At 69.4% G+C, this 20,151-nt stretch carries 14 protein-coding genes and 1 pseudogene; 13 read left to right on the top strand and 2 right to left on the bottom strand.

Features of this window, described 5'->3' with window-relative positions; translation table 11 throughout:
* A pseudogene (locus NK1_RS35200) lies at positions 1–1,352 on the top strand (hypothetical protein); the annotation flags it as partial.
* Between the two features lie 73 nt (positions 1,353–1,425).
* On the opposite strand, the gene NK1_RS29720 reads toward NK1_RS35200, so the two are convergent.
* Entirely contained in the window at positions 1,426–2,907 is a 1,482-nt protein-coding gene (locus tag NK1_RS29720) for a hypothetical protein (RefSeq protein WP_063014063.1), read from the bottom strand.
* A gap of 203 nt (positions 2,908–3,110) precedes the next feature.
* Between NK1_RS29720 and NK1_RS29715 the strand changes: the two genes are divergently transcribed.
* The 9 genes from NK1_RS29715 to NK1_RS29675 all read left to right on the top strand — a co-directional run bounded on the left by NK1_RS29715 (position 3,111) and on the right by NK1_RS29675 (position 15,363).
* Complete coding sequence (locus NK1_RS29715) at positions 3,111–4,082, top strand: C40 family peptidase (RefSeq protein WP_063014061.1); 972 nt, start codon at positions 3,111–3,113, stop codon at positions 4,080–4,082.
* 319 nt (positions 4,083–4,401) lie between these two features.
* The gene (gene eccA, locus NK1_RS29710; protein WP_036508126.1) at positions 4,402–6,162 is read left to right on the top strand and encodes a type VII secretion AAA-ATPase EccA; all 1,761 of its coding nucleotides are present in this window, start codon (positions 4,402–4,404) and stop codon (positions 6,160–6,162) included.
* Positions 6,163–6,166: 4 nt separating this feature from the next.
* A complete protein-coding gene (gene eccB, locus NK1_RS29705) occupies positions 6,167–7,732 on the top strand; it encodes a type VII secretion protein EccB (RefSeq protein WP_063014059.1) in 1,566 nt (521 codons plus the stop codon).
* Positions 7,729–11,745, top strand: a complete 4,017-nt coding sequence (gene eccCa, locus NK1_RS29700) for a type VII secretion protein EccCa (RefSeq protein WP_063014057.1) — start codon at positions 7,729–7,731, stop codon at positions 11,743–11,745. Before eccB ends, eccCa begins: the two co-directional genes overlap by 4 nt.
* Before the next feature lie 109 nt (positions 11,746–11,854).
* Positions 11,855–12,175, top strand: a complete 321-nt coding sequence (locus tag NK1_RS29695; protein WP_036508131.1) for a PE domain-containing protein — start codon at positions 11,855–11,857, stop codon at positions 12,173–12,175.
* A gap of 21 nt (positions 12,176–12,196) precedes the next feature.
* Positions 12,197–13,702 carry a PPE family protein gene (locus NK1_RS29690; RefSeq protein WP_063014055.1) on the top strand — a complete coding sequence of 502 codons (1,506 nt, stop codon included), beginning with the start codon at positions 12,197–12,199 and terminating at the stop codon, positions 13,700–13,702.
* A gap of 84 nt (positions 13,703–13,786) precedes the next feature.
* Positions 13,787–14,173: a hypothetical protein gene (locus NK1_RS29685; RefSeq protein ID WP_063014053.1), complete on the top strand. Its 387-nt coding sequence runs from the start codon at positions 13,787–13,789 to the stop codon at positions 14,171–14,173.
* A gap of 55 nt (positions 14,174–14,228) precedes the next feature.
* Complete coding sequence (locus NK1_RS29680) at positions 14,229–14,531, top strand: hypothetical protein (protein WP_143860641.1); 303 nt, start codon at positions 14,229–14,231, stop codon at positions 14,529–14,531.
* Positions 14,524–15,363, top strand: coding sequence for an ESX secretion-associated protein EspG (locus tag NK1_RS29675; protein ID WP_063014051.1), 840 nt, complete (start codon positions 14,524–14,526; stop codon positions 15,361–15,363). The genes NK1_RS29680 and NK1_RS29675 overlap by 8 nt, the downstream gene beginning before the upstream one ends.
* 126 nt (positions 15,364–15,489) lie before the next feature.
* Here the strand turns inward: NK1_RS29675 and NK1_RS34790 are convergent, their stop codons facing one another.
* On the bottom strand, positions 15,490–15,735 hold the full coding sequence (locus NK1_RS34790; RefSeq protein ID WP_157104496.1) for a hypothetical protein: 246 nt from the start codon (positions 15,733–15,735) through the stop codon (positions 15,490–15,492).
* 292 nt (positions 15,736–16,027) lie between these two features.
* On the opposite strand from NK1_RS34790, the gene NK1_RS29670 reads away from it, so the two are divergent.
* The 3 genes from NK1_RS29670 to mycP are packed head-to-tail and all read left to right on the top strand — an operon-like array spanning position 16,028 to position 20,114.
* Complete coding sequence (locus NK1_RS29670) at positions 16,028–17,233, top strand: CpaE/TadZ family protein (RefSeq protein WP_084461770.1); 1,206 nt, start codon at positions 16,028–16,030, stop codon at positions 17,231–17,233.
* Complete coding sequence (eccD, locus tag NK1_RS29665; RefSeq protein ID WP_063014069.1) at positions 17,230–18,756, top strand: type VII secretion integral membrane protein EccD; 1,527 nt, start codon at positions 17,230–17,232, stop codon at positions 18,754–18,756. The genes NK1_RS29670 and eccD overlap by 4 nt, the downstream gene beginning before the upstream one ends.
* Positions 18,756–20,114, top strand: coding sequence for a type VII secretion-associated serine protease mycosin (gene mycP / locus NK1_RS29660; RefSeq protein WP_063014049.1), 1,359 nt, complete (start codon positions 18,756–18,758; stop codon positions 20,112–20,114). Before eccD ends, mycP begins: the two co-directional genes overlap by 1 nt.
* Positions 20,115–20,151: the final 37 nt, after the last annotated feature.

Here is a 20,151-nt window from a genome sequence, read left to right as displayed (position 1 = left end):
CGGGCGGTGGCCCCGCCGGGGGTCCGTCCGGTCCGCTGGGCACCACCCCGCCGTCCGGTGTGGTACCTCCGGGTGGTCCGGCCGGCCCGCCGTCCGGTTTCGGGCCCGACGAGCGCGGGCAGGGACCGAACGGCACCACCGCCGCCGGGGATCTGCCGCCGGTTCCGGTGCCGACCCCGTTCGCGGCCGCCGTCGCCAAGGCCAAGGACGCCGAGGCCGAACCTGCCTACGTTGTCGGCGACGCCGTGGACAACGATCTGCTGATCGCCCGCACCCTGCTGGGTGCGGTGCTGGCGGCGGTGGATTCGTCCGTGCTGGGCCTGCACTGGGCCGTGGCGGTCCTGCGAGGCCCCGCCGGCGCCGGCGTGTTCATCACCTCCAACGAGGGCCGCGGCTGGTTCCCGGCCGGGCTGTATCTGCCGCGCGAGGTGTCCTCACCGTGGATCTGGGACGACGTGCTCGCCGACGGTTCCGGCGACCCCGCATCGCCGTGGGAAGGCGTCTCGGATCCGGCGCGGGTGCTGGCGGAATTCGGTCTGGCCTGGGGCCGCAAGGCCGGTGCGGAGCTGACCGCGCTGGTCTCGTCCGGATCGATCGACCACGGACTGCGGCAGCGGTTCCCGAGTGTGGCCATGCAGGATCTGGTCGGCCCCTCCTACGACGTCGATTTGCGTGTGTTCACCCCCGACACCGCCGACCGGCTGGCCCTCGCCGGATCCGTCGAGGCCCTGGAACACGTTGCGGCCGTTCCGGATGCGCAGATCCGCGCGCACTGTGAGGAACTGGCCGCCGAGGCCCACCGGTTGGTCGCCGGCAGCGCTCCCGGCGGGCCCGACGCGGCGCAGTCGCGCGGCATCCGGGACCGGATCCTGTCCGCGCTCGGGTCCGGCCGCCCGATCCCGGCCTCGTGGTGGGAAGAACTACGCGATGCCGACGATCTGCTCACCGCGGCCATGCTGCCGCACCGGGTCGACGTCGGACGGGTCGACGTCGGCGAATTGCGGGTCGACGACGAGGCCGCGGCGTTGCGCGCCCTCGTGTTCGAACGTCGCTGCAACGAACTGGTTCTGCTGCTGGCCGGCGAGGCCTCGCGCCAGCAGTTGCGCGACGCGGTCTATGCCCACGAGCAGATCGTGAAGCATCCGCGCTTCGTCCCCGCCCCGGCCGCGGTGTCCACCGGTGTGGACGAGCGGGTTTCGCGCCCCGCGGCCGCGTCGAGCGGTCCGGTCGCCGCCCCCGCCGCCCAGGTCGCGCCTTCCACGATATCGGCACCGCCGACGGCGGGCGGACCGCCGCCCGGTGCGGTCTCGGCTCCGGACACAGCCGCACCCGATGTGACCGGACGCCCCTGAAAAAGGCGGTGCCGGTGGACGTTTCGCTCGTCCACCGGCACCGCTCGGGTAACTCGCCCGGCCCGATCGCGCGTTACGGCGCGACTTCGCTCGCGTTCTCCGGCTCCTGCGGTGTCGCGGCATTCGGATCGGGCGCGGCGGTCGGTGGTTTCGTCCGATCCTTGGCCGACGCACCGGTGGCCGGGGCCGTGATCGGCGGCGGGGTACCGGGAGTCTGGCCGGTGGGGCCCGCCAGCTGAGTGGGCGCGGCGGTGCCCGGCGCCGCGGCGCCTGGGGCGAGAGCGGTCGGCGCGCCGTTGGGTGCCACGGCAGCGGGAGCGGCGGCCGGTCCGGCGGCGTTCGGCACGGCCGCGTTCGGGTCCGTGGCCGCCGGTGCCGCACCGGTGCCGGGGGTGACCTCGCCGTTCGAATGGAGTTCGGCCTCTTTGTCTTTCTGGTTCTTCTGCATCGCCTGGGTGACCAGCGGCGCCGCCACCATCGCTCCCATCGGGAGGATCATCGCGGCCATGGGCAGCAGTTGGCCGAGGATGTCCCCGAGACCGCCACCCCCGCCCGACGCCGAGCTACCACCCGAGGCGGAACCGCTGGAAGAACTGCTGCCGGTGCCGGAACCGGACCCCGAGCCGCTGCTGGTGCCCGCCCGGGACTGATTGTCGGCGTAGACCGCGTCGACGAGGCGGTAGACCTGTGCCACCGCCGCGCTGATCTGTTGCATGAGGGCGGCCTGCTGGGCGGTGGTCGCCTTCGCGGGCACCGCCTTCACCACGGCCTGCAGTTCGGCGACGATGTTCTTGATACTGGCGAGTGTCTCGTCCTTGCTGGCGGCCACCAGGACCGAGGTTCGCGCGATCTGCTGGTCGTATTCGAGCAGTGAGGTCTGCCGCGCGTTCACCGCGGCCATGGCCTGCCGGTAGCCGACGGTGGTGTCACTCTTCCCCAGATTGGTGAACACCACCGGCTTCAGCAGACTGGCCACCTCCGGCGGTGGCACGGGCATGCCGCGACCGAGCAGGTCGACCGCGGTCTGGATCGCCGTACGGGCCAGGGCGACAATGGCTTTGACCGCCGGTTTCGCACCCGGGGGCGGGTCGAGTTCGACGGTCCAGTAGTGCTTCTCCGGATTGGCCGGCGGGGGAGTGGTGGGCGCCGGTTTGGTCGGGTCCGGTTTGGTGGGGTCGGGTTTCGTCGGGTCGGGCTTGGTGGGGTCGGGCTTGGTGGGGTCCGGTTTGGTGGGGTCGGGCTTGGTCGGTCCCGGTTTGCCCGGCCCCGGTTTGGTGGGCCCGCCCGGCTCGTGCGGGCCGCCGGGTGGTGGGCCGGCGGATCCGGGTGTGGCCGGCGGTCCCGCGCCGGGCGTCTGCGGGGCATTGATCACGCGCGTGTCGGTCTGCGGTCCGCCGGCCGGAAACTGCGGCCCGGCAAAGGCATTCGCCCCCAGCGGGCCGGAGCCGGTGACGCCGTTACTGCCCGCCACGGGCAGTCCGGTCGCGGGTGTGACGCCGTCCTGCAACAGCTTCGGCAGGCCGATAGTTTCGGTTCCAGCCGTGTTCTCCGGCATGCCGCTGCACCGCCTCCCTCGAGTTCGTCCTCATTGTCGGCCCTTCCCGCAAATGGGAAGTCATGCGGTTTCCGCATCGCGGCGACGGTGCCGCATAGTCGTGGACGACTTCGGGTACGCGAAGTTCCGCGAGTTTCGCTGGTCCTGGGGCAGCCGGGCCGAATCGGGAGGCGTTCGATGCGCAGCGATGGCGAGGCGGTCGAATGTCGCCACAACTGACCGTCGGACTCGACAGCGTCCTGAATTCCCTGCTGAAGCTCTACGGTACCGGCAGTCCCGCCGTGCAGGCGGCGCCGTCCTCGGCGGCCCCGTCGAATTCCGCCATCGACCTGCGTACCGGGGCGTTGATGGCGGGCTATCACGAAACCGCCGGGATGCACGCCTCGGTCGCCGGGGCGCATGCCGAACGAGATGCGGTGGTGCACAAGGCGGTCACCGCTGCCGGCGACGGAACGATCAAGGGCCGCAGTGTGGTCAACGGTCAGATCGCCGATCTGCAGACGCGGCTGCGTGCCATCGCGGCCGTGGGCGACACCCGCTTCAGCGGCCCGGCTCTGCTCGACGCCGCACACACCGCGGTGACGAATGCGGCCCGCCAGGTCGACACCGACCTCGCCGAGGCGCATCGGCACGCGGCGCAGATCGTGCCGCCCGCGACGCCGAAAACCGTTCGGGGGCGGCTCACCTCGAATCCGGGCCGGCGCCGCCCGCGCCGGCCGCGGCCGCGGACCACGTCGGTGGCGCGGACGGCCCGGGCATTGCCGGCGATGCACCGGCCGGTCCCGTCGGACGGTACGGCGGGCGGTAAGGCGGTGAGTGCGGCGAGCGCGTATCTGGGTCTTCCCTACGTGTGGGGCGGCGGTGGGGCCGGGGGTCCGAGCGGGGGCGGATTCGACTGTTCCGGGCTCACCCAGTACGCGATCGCCGAGGCGACCGATGGCAAGGTCGTCCTGCCGCGCACCACCTACGAGCAGATCTACAGTGGCGTGCGTATTCCGCCGCAGGATGTGCGGCCGGGGGATCTGGTCTTCCCGGCCGGGTCGTTCAGCGCGCGCGGACCCGAACACGTGCAGCTGGCCGCGGGCAACGGCATGGTCATCGAGGCGCCCTATTCGGGCTCGACGGTCAAATGGTCGCGCATGCCCAGTGAGGCCGTCGTGGTGCGGGTGATGTGATGGTCTGTGTCGTGTGCTGATTCGGAACGAGTGCCCGTGGCCGGATCGCGGTGTGCGAGCACTCGTTCCGAAGCGCGGATCGTCAGGATGAGGACTGCCGATCCACACGAATAACCATACCGTCGAATAACGGTACATTCAATAGCGGCCCACCGTGTTGGTTAGTGGCCGTTCCCTGTTCACGCAGGTCGCGCCCTGGTGGGCCGGGCATCCGAGCGTGCGATTCCGCATATTCCCATGGCTGGGAAATGGCGATCTTCGCCCGGGTCGGGGACTGTCTATGGTTCGGGCAGGCGAGAGCGTCGAAAGGGATGTCCAGGTGTCAGCGGCCGAGGACGCGTTCTATACGGGTGTTCAATCTCTGGGATTGGTCGCCGGGGGCGTGCGCAACGAACAACAAGCGATGGCGGCCTTTCGCGCCGCGACCGATCTGGATCCGGATATGTGCGACGCCTGGATGGGTCGCGCCATGGCCGGCGACATCACCTCCGAGGTGATCTACGGCGCCTATCGATCGGTCCACAACCTCTATCGGGATCAACAGCGCGCCGGTCTGGTCGACCGGTCGCTGTGGTGTCAGGTCGAAATCGGCATGTACGGCCTGCGAGTGGCGATGGCCGACCGCGATCAGATCGCGATCGCGCAGGCGTGCTCCTATGCCGACGGCGGGGAATGGCAGGAAGCGGCCGCCATACTCGATCAGGTGCCCAGCGACGACGTCGCCGACTTCGTGCGGATGTCGCTGTTCTTCCGGACCAAGCGCTGGTCCGACGTGCTGGCCGCCCGCACCGCCAAACCGGTCATCGAGGACGGCCTGCTCGACATCGCGGCCGAGTTGATGGCGGCGCAGGCGCTGGCGCATCTGGGCCGTCTCGGCGAGGCGATGCCGCGCGCGCAACGCATCGTGGAGGACAGCTCCTCGGGCAACCTCTCCTATATCTGGGCCGATGCGCACTTCCTGCTGGGAATGCTGTACCGGCACAACGGCGATCACGAGAATGCCGATCGAATTCTCAAGGGGCTGCAGGGATCCGGGCTGTGGTCCGAGCGCGAGGAGTGGCAGCGCGCGGTTCGCGACAAGACCTACCGGCTGGAGGTGACCACTCCGGATCTGCTCGCCTCGCGCACCGACCTGTGGGATCCCACCACCGGCGACGATCCCGCCGAAGCGGCGGCGGCGTCGGCGAAACAGGAACGCGAAGCGCTGCTGTCGGAGGCCTCGGACCTGCTGCAGGCCCAGATCGGCATGGATTCGGTCAAGGAACAGGTCGACCGGCTCAAGTCCGGCGTGCTGATGGATCAGGTCCGGGCCAAGCGCGGGCTGGCGGTGGAATCCAAATCGCAGCACCTGATCTTCTCCGGACCGCCCGGTACCGGTAAGACGACGATCGCCCGCGTCATCGCGAAGATCTTCGCGGGCCTGGGCGTGGTCGAGAATCCGGAAGTGATCGAGGTGTCGCGCAACGACATGGTCGGCACCCACCTCGGCCATACCGCACCCAAGACCAACGCCCTGATCGATTCCGCGCTCGGCGGTGTGCTGTTCATCGACGAGGCCTACACCCTGATCCAGGAGGGCCTGTCCGGCGGTGACGCCTTCGGTAAGGAAGCCGTCGACACCCTGCTGGCGCGGATGGAGAACGATCGCGACAAGCTGGTGGTGGTGATCGCCGGATACGAGGATCAGATCGACCGGTTCCTGGCCTCCAACGACGGTCTCGCCTCGCGCTTCACCAAACGCATCCGCTTCTCCAGCTACGGTGGCGACGAACTGGTCCAGATCGCCGATCACATTGCGCGCAAGAAGGATTCGCTGCTGTCCGAACAGGCGCGCGAGGTGCTGCGGGAACGCTGCGATCAGCTCGCCTCGCAGACCAAGAACGGACGCCGGTTGATCGATCTGGCCGGCAACGGCCGGTTCATCCGCAATGTCGTCGAGGCCGCCGAGGCCGAACGCGACTACCGCTTCACCCGCGAGAACGTCGATATCGCCGCACTCACCAACGAGGAATTGATGACGATCGACGCCTTCGACATCGCCGCCGCGCTGTCGGGTTTGGCGCCGGCCGCGACCAGCTGACGCCATGGCGCGATTCCGGGTGGTGACCAAGCACCAGATATCGGGGTGGCGGTTCCTGCTGCGCCGGATCGAGCACGCGCTGGTGCGGCGCGAGGTCTCCATGATCGACGATCCGCAGCGCGGCCGATCCACCGCGCTCTCGATCGGAATCGCGCTGGCCTGTGTCGTCGTCGCCGGCGCCGCGGTGATGGCGTTCTTCAAGCCCGCCAAACAGGTCGGCAATGCCGACATCGTCGCCGACAAGAACACCGGCGCGCTCTACGTCAAGGTCGGCGGGCGGCTGCATCCGGCGCTGAATCTGACCTCGGCGCGGCTGATCAGCGGTAAGGCGGCCAACCCCGTGCCGGTCTCCCAGCAGGAGCTGGACAAGTATCCGCGCGGCCCGTGGGTGGGAATTCCGGGCGCTCCCGACAGCATCGTCGGCAGCACCGACACCGACTCCTCGTGGACGGTGTGCGACACCACCCGCACCGGCGCGGACGCGCCGATCGACCGGACCACCGGCCTGCCCACGACCGCCGGTTCCGCGGTGGTCACCACCGCCATCGGCGGCCCGCTGACCGTGGACGAGGAGACCACCCACGCACTGTCCGGTGATCAGGCGCGACTGCTGCGCAACGGTTCGATCACCTGGCTGGTCTACGACGACCGCGACAAGGGGGTGGTGCGCGCGGCGATCGATCTGCGCGACTCCGCGGTCACCCTGGCCCTCGGTATCGACGCCACCATGCCGATTCCGCAGGCCTCGCGCGGGCTGATCGAGGCGATACCCGAGATGCCTCCGCTGCGAGTGCCCGACGTACCCGGCGCGGGCGGGGTCACCACGCTCTCGTCGGGCCTGTCGGTTCCCGTCGGATCGGTGCTGAGCGTGTCGAGCCCCGACCGCCCCTCGTCCTACTATCTGGCCTCGCAGTCGGGCCTGGTGCAGATCAGCGCGGTGCTGGCGGCCGTCGTCCGCAACGCCGATTCGCACGGCACGGCCACCACCATGGCGGTCGGCCCGGACGTGGTCGCCGCGAATCTGCGACCCGGAACCTGGCCCGGCACAGAGGATTACCCGGCGCGCGCCGTCCAGGTCGTCGACGCGAACCGCTACGGCGTGACCTGCTATCACTGGTCGCGCGGTGGCCGTGATCCGAATGCGAGCACCCGAGTGCTGTACGGGCGACGGCTCCCGCTGACCGCCGAACAGCAGAGCCGGATCGTCGGCCTGGTCACCGCGCCGGCTTCGCACGGGGCCACCGCCGACACCGCGTATCTGCCCGGCGGCACGGGCCGGTTCGTCCAGGTCACCGGCGCCGATCCGGCCTCGCCGCTGCGGGAGTCGCTGTACTGGATCTCCGACAGCGGCGTGCGCTACGGCATCGATGTGGCTCCGGGCGCCATCGGCGATCAGACCCTGGCCGCGCTCGGCCTGCGGGCGCCACTGCCCGCACCGTGGAGTGTGGTGTCGCTGTTCGCGGTCGGCCCGGTTCTGTCCCAGCGCGACGCCCGCGTCCAGCACGACGGAATTCCGTCCGACAAGTCCGCGGTCGGTCTGCCCCAGCAGTCGGAAGGTGGGGGTCCATGACCAGCACACGCCGCTTCGTCCGCCCGGCCCGCGCCGAACGCGGGCCGAAGGCGCCGGCGGTCACGGAGTTGCGGTTGCAGCCGCCCACCGAATTGCCCAAACCTGTTCCGCCGTCCCGGATTCGGATGATCATGCCGGTCGTCATGGTCGCCGGTATGGGCGGGATGATGGTGATGATGTTCCGCAGCGGTGGCGGAGCCGTCAACCCGATGATGATGTTCTTCCCCGTCATGATGCTGGTGTCGATGTTCGGCATGATCGGTGGCGGCATGGGCGGCAACGGTTCCGGCGGCGCCGCCTCGCTCAACGAGGAACGCAAGGATTATCTGCGGTCGATCGGCGAGAACCGCAAGACGGTACACACCGCCGAAGCCGAGCTCTACACCTATCTGCGCCACACCCACCCCGGCCCGGCGGAGATCGCCCGCCTGGTCGGCGGTAAGCGGATGTGGGAGGTGCAGGTGGCCAGCCCGCAGTTCCTGCGGGTGCGAATCGGCCGGGGGCGCATCGCGAATCAGGTCCGGGTGATCGTGCCCGAGGCCGCCCCGACCTCCGATCTCGATCCCGTCGGCGTCGTCGAGGTCACGCGGTTCGCCAAGGCGTACTCGACCGTGGGCGGTATGCCGGTCGCGATCAATCTGCTCTCGGCGCCGCAGGTGGGATTCGACGGCGATCAGGACGCGGTGGCCGGGCTCGTGCGCGCGATGATCGCGGAGATCGCGGTGCTGCACGGGCCGGACCAGGTGGCCATCGCCGCCGTGCTGGCCGATCCCGACGCCCCGCAGTGGGCCTGGCTCAAATGGCTTCCGCACACCCAGCATCCGAGTGAGACCGATGCCATCGGCTCCAGCCGGATGGTCTATCGCACGGTCGCCGAACTGCGGTCGAAGGTCCTCGCCGGACTCAACCGCGGCCCCTTCTCGGCCAACAGTCAACCCACCCTGGATCGCACGCACTACATCCTGCTCGTCGACATCAGCGGCCCGGCCAGCGAACGCGACGTCTCGGGCGTGGACGGCTGCACCTGGGTGCGCTTGGGCAGCACCGAGCAGAGTCTGCCGCGCGCACTGAAATTCACCGTCTCCCAGGATCGCGAACTGCACGAGGTGACCGCGCGCGGGCTGCGCCGGGTGGGTGTCGCCGACACCATCTCGGTCCCGGCGATGACGGCCCTGGCCCGCGGCCTGTCACCGTTCCGGCTGTCCACGGTGGTGGAGGCGGTGGTCGCCGAACAGGCCGGGACCGGGACGTCGTGGGAGGAGATGGTCGGGGTCGTCGATCCCGGTGCGATCCGCGCGGACCGGCAGTGGCCGCGCCGCCGCGACATCGACCGGGCCCGGCTCAACATCCCGTTCGGCCACGACCCCGCCGGACAGGTGGTCTACCTCGACATCAAGGAATCGGCCGAGGAGGGCATGGGCCCGCACGGCATGTGCATCGGCGCCACCGGCTCCGGAAAATCGGAATTCCTTCGGACCCTGGTGCTTTCGGCCGTCGCGACCCACTCACCGGATGTGCTGAACCTGCTGCTGGTCGACTTCAAGGGTGGTGCGACCTTCCTCGGCTTCGACCGCCTGCACCACGTGACGGCGGTCGTCACCAACATGGAGGAAGAAGCCGATCTCGTCACCCGTATGGAGGACGTGATCAACGGCGAGATGGCGCGCCGGCAGCGAGTCCTGCGCGACGCGGGCAACTTCGCCAACGTCGCCGACTACGAGCGTGCGCGCGAACAGGGCGCGCAACTGGCGCCGCTGCCCACCCTGCTGATCATCCTCGACGAGTTCGCCGAACTGCTCGAACAGCATCCGAACTTCGCGAAACTGTTCGTCGCCATCGGCCGGCTGGGCCGCTCGCTGCGCATCCATCTGCTGCTCGCCTCGCAGAAGGTGCCCGCCAACCGGATGGGTGAGCTCGAGGCCCATTTGTCCTACCGAATCGCGTTGCGCACCAACCAGACCAGCGATTCCCGCGACGCCATCGGCACCGCCGACGCCTACCACCTGCCCAAGAAGCCGGGTTCGGGATATCTGCGGGTCGGCGCGGGCGATCTGCAGCGTTTCCAGGCCGCGTATGTGGGCTCGCCCTATATCCCCCCCGCGCAGGCGGCCTCCCCGGCCGATGCGCAGCGGGCTCGGCGCCCCGGCGGCGGATACAAACCGCCGCAACGGTTCACCACCGCCCATGTCGTGGCCGCCCGCCCGGAACCGGTCGTGGAGCCGCGGCTCGTCCTGCCCGAATCCGAGGACGAGAACGACGCGGTGACGCTGATGGAGACCGTGCTCGCGCAGCTGGCCGGGCACGGGCGTCCCGCACACAAGATGTGGTTGCCGCCGCTGGGGGTGCCGCCGACCCTGGAACGCCTGGTGACCGCCGTTCAGCCCGGGCAACTGCAGATTCCGCTGGCGATCGTGGACAAGCCGCGTCAGCAGCGTCAGGACGTGTGGACGGTGGACCTGTCGGCCGCGGGCGGTCACCTCGCCGTGGTCGGTGGACCGCAGTCGGGCAAATCGACCGCGCTGCAAACCCTGGTGATCGCGACCGCGCTGACCCACAGCCCCGAACAGGTGCAGTTCTACTGCCTGGACTTCTCCGGCGGTCTGTCCGGTCTGCGCGGGGTGCCGCATGTGGGATCGGTGGCCTCGGCGCGGGAAGGGGACCGGATCCGGCGAACCTTCGCGTTGATCACCAATCTGATCGCGCACCGGCAGACGTTGTTCAGCGAGCTGGGAATCGACAGCATGCGTGAATTCCGCCGCCGGCGTCAGTCCCCGGCGGAATCGGCGGAGTTGACCGCGCGCGGTGACGCCCACGGTGACGTCTTCTTCGTCATCGACGGGTGGGATATCGGATTCTCGGTCAACGGGCCGTATTTCGACGAATATCTGCCCGTGATGGAAACCATTGCGCTGCAAGGCCTCAACTACGGAATCCATCTGGTGGTCAGCAGTTCGCGATGGGCGGCCATCCGGCCGAATGTCAAAGATCTGCTGCAGACCCGGCTGGAATTGCGGCTCGGCGATCTCACCGACACCGTCTTCAACAATCACCGCGCGGTGGTCGCCTCCATTCCGCCCGACCGTCCCGGCCGCGGCATTTCGGCCGACGGCCTGCACATGCTGACCGCACTGCCCCGCATCGACGGTTCCGGCGACGCGGAAACCGCGGCGCAGGGTATGAGCGCGGCGATCGCGGAATTGGAGCGGCGGTTCGAGGGCCGCCGCGCGCCCGCGGTCAAGTTGCTGCCGGCCCAGATCACCATGGCCGAGATCGTCACGGGGCGGCAGGCGCCGCAGACCCTCGCGCAACGACTGCAGCTGCCGTTCGGGGTCCGGGAATCCGATCTGAGCCCCGCCACAGTCGATTTCGGGACTTCCACCCATTTCGCTGTCATCGGCTCGCCGGGCTGCGGCAAGTCGACGGTACTGGCCGCGCTGCTGGAATCGATTCGAACCCAGTTCACCCCCGCCCAGGCGGTGGTGGTTCTGGTCGATTACCGGCGCCAGCATATGGAGGCGATTCCGGACGAGCAGCTGATCGGTTATCTGACCAGCGAGCGCGATCTCATCGACAGCCTGCCCGGCTTCGCTCAGACGATGCGTGCCCGGCGCCCACCGGACAACGTCACTCCCCAGCAGTTGCGGGAACGTTCGTGGTGGAACGGCCCCGAGGTTTTCGTGGTGGTCGACGACTATCACATGGTCTCGGCGCGCGGCGGGCTCAATCCGCTGGATCCGTTGAAGGACCTCATCGTCGACGGCCGCGACACCGGATTCCATCTCATCGTCGCGCGCAATATCGCACAGGCCGATATGGCCCTGTACGACAACGTTCTCGGCCAGATCAAGAATCTGAACAGCTCCGGATTCATCATGGACGGTTCGAAACTCGACGGCATGCTGATCGGTGATGTGAAGGCGACCAAACAACCGGTGGGCCGGGGCATCTTCGTCGAGCCGCTGCAGTCGCGCCGGGATCTGGTCCAGGCCGCATGGGTGCCACGGCCGGAATAGACCGGAAGATGTGGCCTATCCCGCACAACATTCCCAAGGGCGGGAATGCCATAGCGTTCTTTCTGTAACCGCTCACACCAGAGTCGGCGGCACTCGTTAGGAGACCTCCATGTATCTCCAGTTCAGTCCGGAAGTCATCGCGGCTGTGTACACCACCAATACCGCGACCGCCTCGACGTTGGCCGAACTCATGCGCCTGGCATCGGTGGCCAGTGAACCGATCCCGGCCGGTGCGGACCCGGTCAGCGTCGGCCTGTCGGCGGCCTTCAAGAGCTACAAGTCCGGCTACTACAACATCACCGACAACGGCATCTCGAAGTTCCACGAGGGCAACGGAAAACTGCCCGAGTCGATCCACAGATACGAATTCGGCGATTCGGCGGGCGGGGCCCGGGTCAAGTCGGCCGAGCCCGGCATCGTCTACATCTGACCCACCCTTCGGGAGTTCGCGATGGACGCAGTGACCGGCGCGGCCGCCGGACTCGGCCAGGTCGCCGGTGATGTGAAGGCAAGTGCGGAGGCCGCGGCCTCGCTGGCCGGCATGGCCGGTGCCGCCGTCAGTTTTATCGAGGGGTTCGACTTCGCCGCGCTCCCACCGGAAGTGAACTCCGCCCGGTTGTTCGCGGGGCCGGGGCCCGAGCCCATGGAGGCGACCTCGATCGCGTACGAGGCGGTCTCGGAAGCCTTGATGGCGGCGGCGACCGGCTTCGAGGGCTCCAACGGTGTCATGCAGGTCGCCTGGGAAGGCGAGGCCGGCACCAAGGCGCACACCGCGTTCAGCCGGCACACCGAGTGGTATCGGCAACAGGCGGTCGTCGCCAAGCAGACCTCGATGATCGTGGGCGCCGCCGCGGCCGCCAATCACGGTGCGCGCCTGGCGATGCCGCCGTTGCCGATGATCCTCGCCAACCGGGCCATGAGCGTCGCACTGGCGGCGACGAGCAGTGTGTCGATGGGCGCCACGGAACCGCTCATCGCGGCGAACGAGCTGGCCTATGCCTTCATGTGGGAGCGGGCCGCCGAAACCATGTACACCTACCAGGGGATCTCGAGCGGCCTGATCGGCGCGCTGCCGCCGCCGACGGTGGCGCCCACGATCGCCGGCGACGGTGGTGAATTCGGCGGGCCTTCCGGCACGACGTATTTCGATCCGCCGCAGACCCCGGGTGGCGGTCCCGCAGGCCACACCGGGCCGAGCGGTCCCGGAGGCGGGCCGAGCGGTCCCGGCGACGGCCCGGGCAGCGGTCCCGGCGACGGGTCGGGAGACATGGGTGGCGGCCACGACCCGACGTCACCCGGTGGCGGCTCCACCGACCCGGCCGATACCGGCGTCGATCCCACCCAGACCCCACCGGGCGGGACCGAGGCCGAGAACGCGGTCTCCGACGTCAACGACGCCATGTCGTCGATGACCGATTCGCTGGGTAACTCCGGCGGCGACGGTAACTATCTGACCCAGGAACAGCACGGCTTCTACGGAACGTCACCGTATTCGACCACCCTCATGGGGCTCAACGGTGGTGTGGGCAGCGCGGTCACGTTCTCGATGGCCCGCAGTGGGCTGGGTGCCGTGCCCGCCTCCGGCGCCGGATTCCGGATGCCGGCCAACTGGAACCCGATGGGCGCGCGGGCATTCGGCGCGCTGCCCACCGAACCGTCCACCGGGCCGGTGCCGCCGCGGAACGTCCCGCGGGGAGCCGTGGCGCCCAAAGCGCGGATGCGCCGGCGTCGCGACGACGAGAAGAAGCCCTCGAAGGTCTTCGTACCCGGTGAGCACGACGAGGTGCCGGTGCTCGAGCAGGCGCCCGTGGTCGGGGTCATCGAATACGCCGACGACGACCACGCGATCGACGCCGTACCCGAACTGGTGCCCGCCTTCGGTGTACTCGAACGCGTCGAGGACGAGCCGGTTCCGGTCTCGATGGATGTCCCCGGTGAATACCGGAGCCGCGACTAGTACGCCGGGAGCCGACGGGCCTCCCCTCAACGTCTCCGCCAGGTGCGGAGCCGACTGTGAATCGAACCTCGAAAGGAATGAGAAATGACCAATCCCAATGTGATGCAGGGTACATCGGACGACTGGAACACCGCCGCCACCAAGACCGCCCTGGCGGCCGGTGAGCTGGAGAATCAGCTCCGGACGTTGGATGCGACTCGGCACGGATTGAACACCGCGGTGCGCAGTCAGCACACCGGTACGGCGATCGACAGCACCCTCGCCGATCTGCACACCAGCGGGACGAACCTCTGGCGGGAACTGGATCGGATCCAGACCCAGATCCAGAAGCGCGGTGGCCAGGTCGACTACGACGACCTCGACGCCGCGCAGAAGGTCATGGCCCACGACGGCAGCGACGGCGTTCTCAACGCCACCGATGGTTCCGGCCCGGCCTCGTCCGGAAAGATCTCCCTGACCTCGCTCACGTAAACCCCTGGTGCCCAGCAGATCTCATTCTTCGACAATACGAAAGGTTCGATGAATCATGGCCGGAAATATGTACTTCAACTTCGCCCACGTCGATGAGCACCACACAACGCTCAAGGGACTCGGTCAGGCGATGGAGGACAATGTCAACCACCTGCGAAACCTGCAGCAGACGCTGGCGAGCCTCCTCGGCGGTGCTACCTCGGAGGCATACCAGGAGGTCTCGGGGAATCTGAACAAGTTGCTGGCGGCCCACCAGGCGAACCTGGTCAAGCTGAACACGCAGATCCACTTCGCCGCCGGTAGCCAGGGTATGGTCCAGACTGCCGACAAGGCCAGTGCCGCGAGCATGCGTGGATGATGCGATCGAGGATCCGGTAGCGATCGATCTGAATGTCGATGCCGCCCTGGTGCTTCGGCATCTGGTCGGCATCGACTCCTATCCTCCGGTGCTGGCACTGATGCCCAACATCTACCGGGTCGAGGATCGGGACCGGGTGCATGCCGTGGTCACCGATCAGCTGATCGAGGCCGGGATGGTGATCGATGGCCGGGTGCACCCGACCATCGAGCATTGGCTGCGATGCCTGTACCGGCCGGATGTGGAATTGGTCGCCCGGATCATCGATACCGGCCTGGACGGCGGCCCGAAGGATATGCTGCGGCTGTCGCTGGTTCGTTCCGGTGAGACCCAGGTGCTCGCGGTGCGGTCCGACGACCACGTCGTCATCCAGTCGGTACCCGCGGGCGAGCGCCGCCTGGACGCGCTGACCGGCGCGTTGTCGGCGGCGTTGGGACCGGCCGACGCCCTGGAGTTCACGCCGCTGTCGGCGTGGGCCGAGGACTTCACCGAGGTTCCGGCCGAGCCGGCCGAACGACGCCGGGCACTGGTCGAACTCGGCGCCGAATCGCGGACGGCGAGCCTGCTCGCCCGGGTGATGAACGAGATCGTGCGGCGCGCGGAGATCGTCGTCACCGAGCACCACGACGGTACGACGCCGCGACCCGAGGTCTGTATGACCGTGCTCGACACCGTGTCGGGCCGGATCGTCGTGACTCCGAGTATGGCGCTGGACGGGCGGATTCGGGCGACGTACGCGCCCGGGGACGACGCGGCGCTGCACGCCGGCGTCGCGGCACTGGTCGACCTTCTACCCGGCCGCAGCTGGTTCGAAACCAGTCGCGCCGAATGAGAGTGCCGGCCGGGCGTTTTTGGAGAGGATGAGGGACATGAACCGAGCACCGAGTACGAATGGGCATGCGGCCGAGGCCGTCCGGGCTCGGGGCGGTTACGACGCCTTCTTCGCGGCGGTGCCCGATCAGCCGGGCCCGGCGCCCACCGGTGACTCCGGGGCTTCGACGTCACCGGCCTCGACGTCACCGGCCTCGACCTCGATGGCCGCAAATGCGCCCGCGCCGGCCGGTTCCGCCGCGGGCGCCGCAATGCAGCCGTCGAGTGAACCGGCCGGCAATACGATGCCCGCCGACCCCGCACGCCCCGCCGCGCCCCCGGTAGGACCGGGTGCGGCGCCGACCGGATCGGCGGCTGTCGGCTCCGGAGCCACCGGCGCACCGCAGCCGGGCGCGGTGCCAGCGGGTCCCGGTCAGACAAGTTCGGCGGCAACCGGTTTCGCGCAGCCGGGTTCGGTACCACCGGAATCCGTGCAGCCGGGTTCGGCGGTAACCGGATCCGCGCAGTCCGGCTCGGCAGCGACGGGACCGGCGCAGACGGGGCCGGTGGCTCCGAGTACGGTGCACCCGGGATCCACGCACCAAGGAGTGACTCCATCGGGCGCCGCGCCATCGGGAGCGGCGCAGCCGGGTTCGGTACAGCCCGGGCCGGCGCAGTCGGCCGGAATGCGCGCCGGTGCCGAACCGCCCACACCCACCGCCGACGCCCCGAGCTCCCGTACGGCCCCACCAGCCGAAACATCCGCTGCCAGCTGGCATTCCGCAACCCAGGCCGCGCCGGCGACGTGGCAGCAGGCCGCGACCTCGCCGCAGACCGCCGCGCCCGCCTCCTACTCCGGGACATCACCGGCCGCCGCCCGGGTCCCGGACCGCGTCGAGCGAGGGGTGCAGAGTTCCGAGCGCGTCGAGATCCTGCCCGCCGCACTGACTTCCGCGGAGCTGCTGGCCGATATCGCCGCGGCCCATCGCGCCCAGCTGAAGTCCACCAGCGGCGTGCGTGGCGCGCTGAACAAGGTCGGTTTCAATCTCGGCCTGTCGCCGTCCGAACAACGGAAGCAGGATCGTCGCGGGCGTATCCGCCGTCAGCTCAACAGCACCTACCAGATCGCGGTGATCAGTGTGAAGGGCGGCGTCGGGCGCACCACGGTGACCGCGGCGCTCGGCTCCACCTTCGCCCGCCTGCGCCCGGACCGGGTGGTGGCGATCGACGCGAATCCCGATTTCGGCGATCTGCCGACCCGGACCCGGCCGCATCCCTACGGTCTGACGCTCCGGGATCTGGTTCGCTCGCCGAATCTCGAGGCGTTCTCGGCGGTGCACTCGTTCACCTCGATCAACGACGCCGATCTGGCCGTCGTGGCCTCGCCGTGGAATACCGAGTCGGTCGAGGCGCTCTCGGGTGGCGAATACTCCGCCGCCGTCGAGATCCTGCGCCGCCACTACAACCTGATGCTCGTGGATTGCGGTACCGGAGTACTGGATTCGGCCACCGGGAGCGTTCTGAACACCAGTGACGCGGTGCTGGTCGTGACGCCCGCGACCGTGGGCGGGGTGAAGGGCGCGGTCGCCACCCTCAACTGGCTGAATTCGCATGGGATGCAACATTTGATCGCCAAATCGATCGTCGCGATCGTCCACCATCATCCGGTGAAGCCGACCGTCGAGGTCGACCAGATCGAGAAGCTCTTCGCCACCGCGCAGCGGCCCACCTTCGAACTGCCCTACGACGCGCATCTGTCCGAGGGCGGCGAGATCGACCTTCGCTTGCTCGACGAGGACACGGGCCTGGCGTTCGAGGAACTCGCCGCCGCGCTGGCCGACGGCTTCCCGGGTTCGCCGATGGCCGGCGGCGATCGCGGAGGGTGGCGATGACCGCTGCCTACGCGACCGCCCCCGCGGCGGCGGCGCCCACGGCCGAGGTGGCGCGGGCCCGGATCGCGATCATGGTCGCCACTTACCAGGTCGATGTGGTGGTGCCGACCAAATTCACCATCGAGACCTTCATCGACGATCTGCTCGGCGTCCTGTCGCGCGCGATCGACGACGAGAACGTGGATTTCACTCCGCCCAGCGGCCAGTGGAGTCTGGCCCGGCCCGGCGAGCCGCCGATTCCCCGGTGGCGCAGCCTCGCCGATCACGACGTGGTCGACGGCACCGTGCTCATGCTCACCGCGGTGGAGTCGGCGGAGATGTTCACCCCGGTCGTCGAGGACATCACCGACGCCCTGGCGATGATCAACGAACGCGAATTCGCCGAATTCGACCGCGGCACCATCGCGATCGTGGGTGTCAGTGCGCTGGGCGTGGGTGCGGTCGCCGCGGCCGGAATGCTGGCCTGGTCGTGGACCGAGACCGGTTCGGTGTGGTGGTGCGGGCTGCCCGCACTGCTGCTCGGCGTGGCGTACTGGGTGGCGGCGCTGGTCGTGCGCGGGCGGCGGGTGGCGCCGGGCATTTCGCTGGGCCTGGCGTTGTCTGCCGTGCCGCTGCTGTCCGCCGGCGGGGCGATGCTGGTGCCGCCCGCCTACGGCGAGCCGGGCGCGTTCGCCGCGGCCAATATCGCCGCGGGGGCCGTGGTGGCCGCGGTATCGGCGGCGACCATGATGCGCGTGACCCGGTTCGGGATCGCCACACTGATGTCGGTCACCGTGCTGGGCGTGGTGATCACCGCGGCCGCGGTCCCGGCCACCTATCTCGATATCGCGCTGCGGCAGGTCACCGCCGGTCTCGTCTTCGCGGGCCTGATCGTGTTGACGGCCGCGCCCCGGCTGGCGGTCGTGATCGCGCGCATCCGCCCGCCGGATCTGCCCGATCCGGGCAGTGAGGTGGCGCCGTCGACCTTGACCGACATCTTCGACGCCGAGGCCGCCCGTGAGGCCGATCCCGAACTCGAGGAGCAGGACGAGCGCGATCGGCGCCGGGCCCACTCCGGGATCGAAGCCCGCGCCCGGCTGGCCGTGACGAGCCTGCGGGGACTGATGGCGGCGGTCGCGGTACTGCTGTCGGTGTCGACGGTCGTCACCGCCGCGGCGAGCCCGGGCGGGATCCGCGAAATCGTGCTGGCCGTGGCGGTCGCCGGGATTCTGGTGCTGCGCTCGCGCTGGTTCCCGGATCGCGTGCAGGCCCTCGCACTGGTCTCGGCCGCCGCCATCACCCTGACCGGTCTCGGATTCGTCCTGGTCGGTGCCTACCACACCCCGGGCGCCCGGCTGGTGGTCGTGCTCGTCGCGGTGGCCGCGGCGGTGGCGGCCTGCGTTGCGGCGCTTCGGCTTCCGGGTACGCGGCTGTCGCCGGTGACCCGCCGCGTCATCGATCTGATCGAGTACGCCCTGATCGTGATCGTCCCGGTGATCGCGTTCTGGATCATGGGCATCTACACCGCCATGCGAGAGATCTGATGCGTCCGATCCGATCCGCGAGCACGGCGCTGGTCGCGGTGCTCCTCCTGCTGGGCGCCGGTCCGGCCGCCGCGTTGGACCCGCCGGACGTGGTGGTCGGCGCGGCGCCGCCCGACGGTCCGCCCGGTCCCGAGGTGCCGACCAAACAGGACAAGGGCTGCCTGGCCGTCGGCCTGCTGCCCAACAGCGACGTGAAGCAGACGCCGCCGCCCGAACAGGCGCTGGATCTGCGCCAGGCGCGGGCCCTGAGCCGCGGTGGCGGGGTGACCGTCGCGATCGTCGATACCGGCGTCGGCCCCAACCCGCGGCTGCCCAATCTCACCGGTGGTGGCGACTATGTGGCCGCCGGGGGCGACGGGCTGTCGGACTGCGATGCGCACGGCACGCTGGTCGCCGGAATCATCGGCGCCACTTCGGATTCCGCCGACGGGTTCAGCGGTGTCGCACCGGACGCCAGGCTGGTGTCGATCCGCTACCGGTCGGGCGCCTTCAGTCCGGAACAGCCGCAGGGGGACGAGGCCACCGCGGCGCCGGCCCGCGAGTTGCGCAATATGGCCCGTGCCATCACCCACGCGGCGAACCTCGGCGCCGGGGTGATCACGGTGTCGCTGCCGATCTGTGTGCCCGCGGATTCGAAACTCGACCAGTCGATGCTCTCGGCGGCCATCGGATTCGCCGTACACGTGCGCGGCGCGCTCATCGTGGCCGGGGCCGGCAACACCGGTAGCTCGGGATGTCAGCAGAATCCGCCGATCGATCCGAGTCGCCCGCGCGATTCCCGGAATTGGGGTGCGGTGCAGACGATTTCGTCACCCGGATGGTTCGGCCCGGATGTGCTGACCGTCGGATTCACCACCGCCACCGGCACCCCGATGGCGGATTCGCTTGCCGGACCGTGGGTTTCGATTGCCGCGCCCGGCACCGGAATCGAATCGCTCGGTCCGGGCGGCGGTGGCCTGATCAACGGCGTCGGCGCGCCCGACAAACTGGTCGCCGTCGGCGGCGCCTCCTTCGCGGCGGCCTATGTGAGCGGCGTGGCGGCGCTGCTGCGTTCGCGCTACCCGAACGAGACGCCGCAGGAGATCGCCGCCCGTCTGCAGGCCAGTGCGCACGCACCCGCTCGCGGCATCGACAACTCGGTCGGTGCGGGCATGATCGATCCGCTTGCGGCACTGAGTCTTCGGACCGCACCGCGACAGCCGGCGGGCCTGTTCCGCTCCACCGAACTCATCGTGCCGCCGCCCGCGCGCGCGGCCGACCGCCGTCCGGCGATCGTGGCCGGCATCGTCATCCTGGCCGCGGTCGTGGCCGGGGTGGGAGCGAGCTACGCCGGCACGGTGATCGGGAGACGCCGTTGAGCGTGGCGAACATCCGAATCGGTAGTCCGGAGGGCGG

The sequence above is a fragment of the Nocardia kruczakiae NBRC 101016 genome (assembly GCF_001612965.1).
Taxonomy (GTDB): Bacteria; Actinomycetota; Actinomycetes; order Mycobacteriales; family Mycobacteriaceae; genus Nocardia; species Nocardia kruczakiae.
Note: the sequence above shows the minus strand (reverse complement) of the source record. Positions and strands in the feature narration are given on the sequence as shown.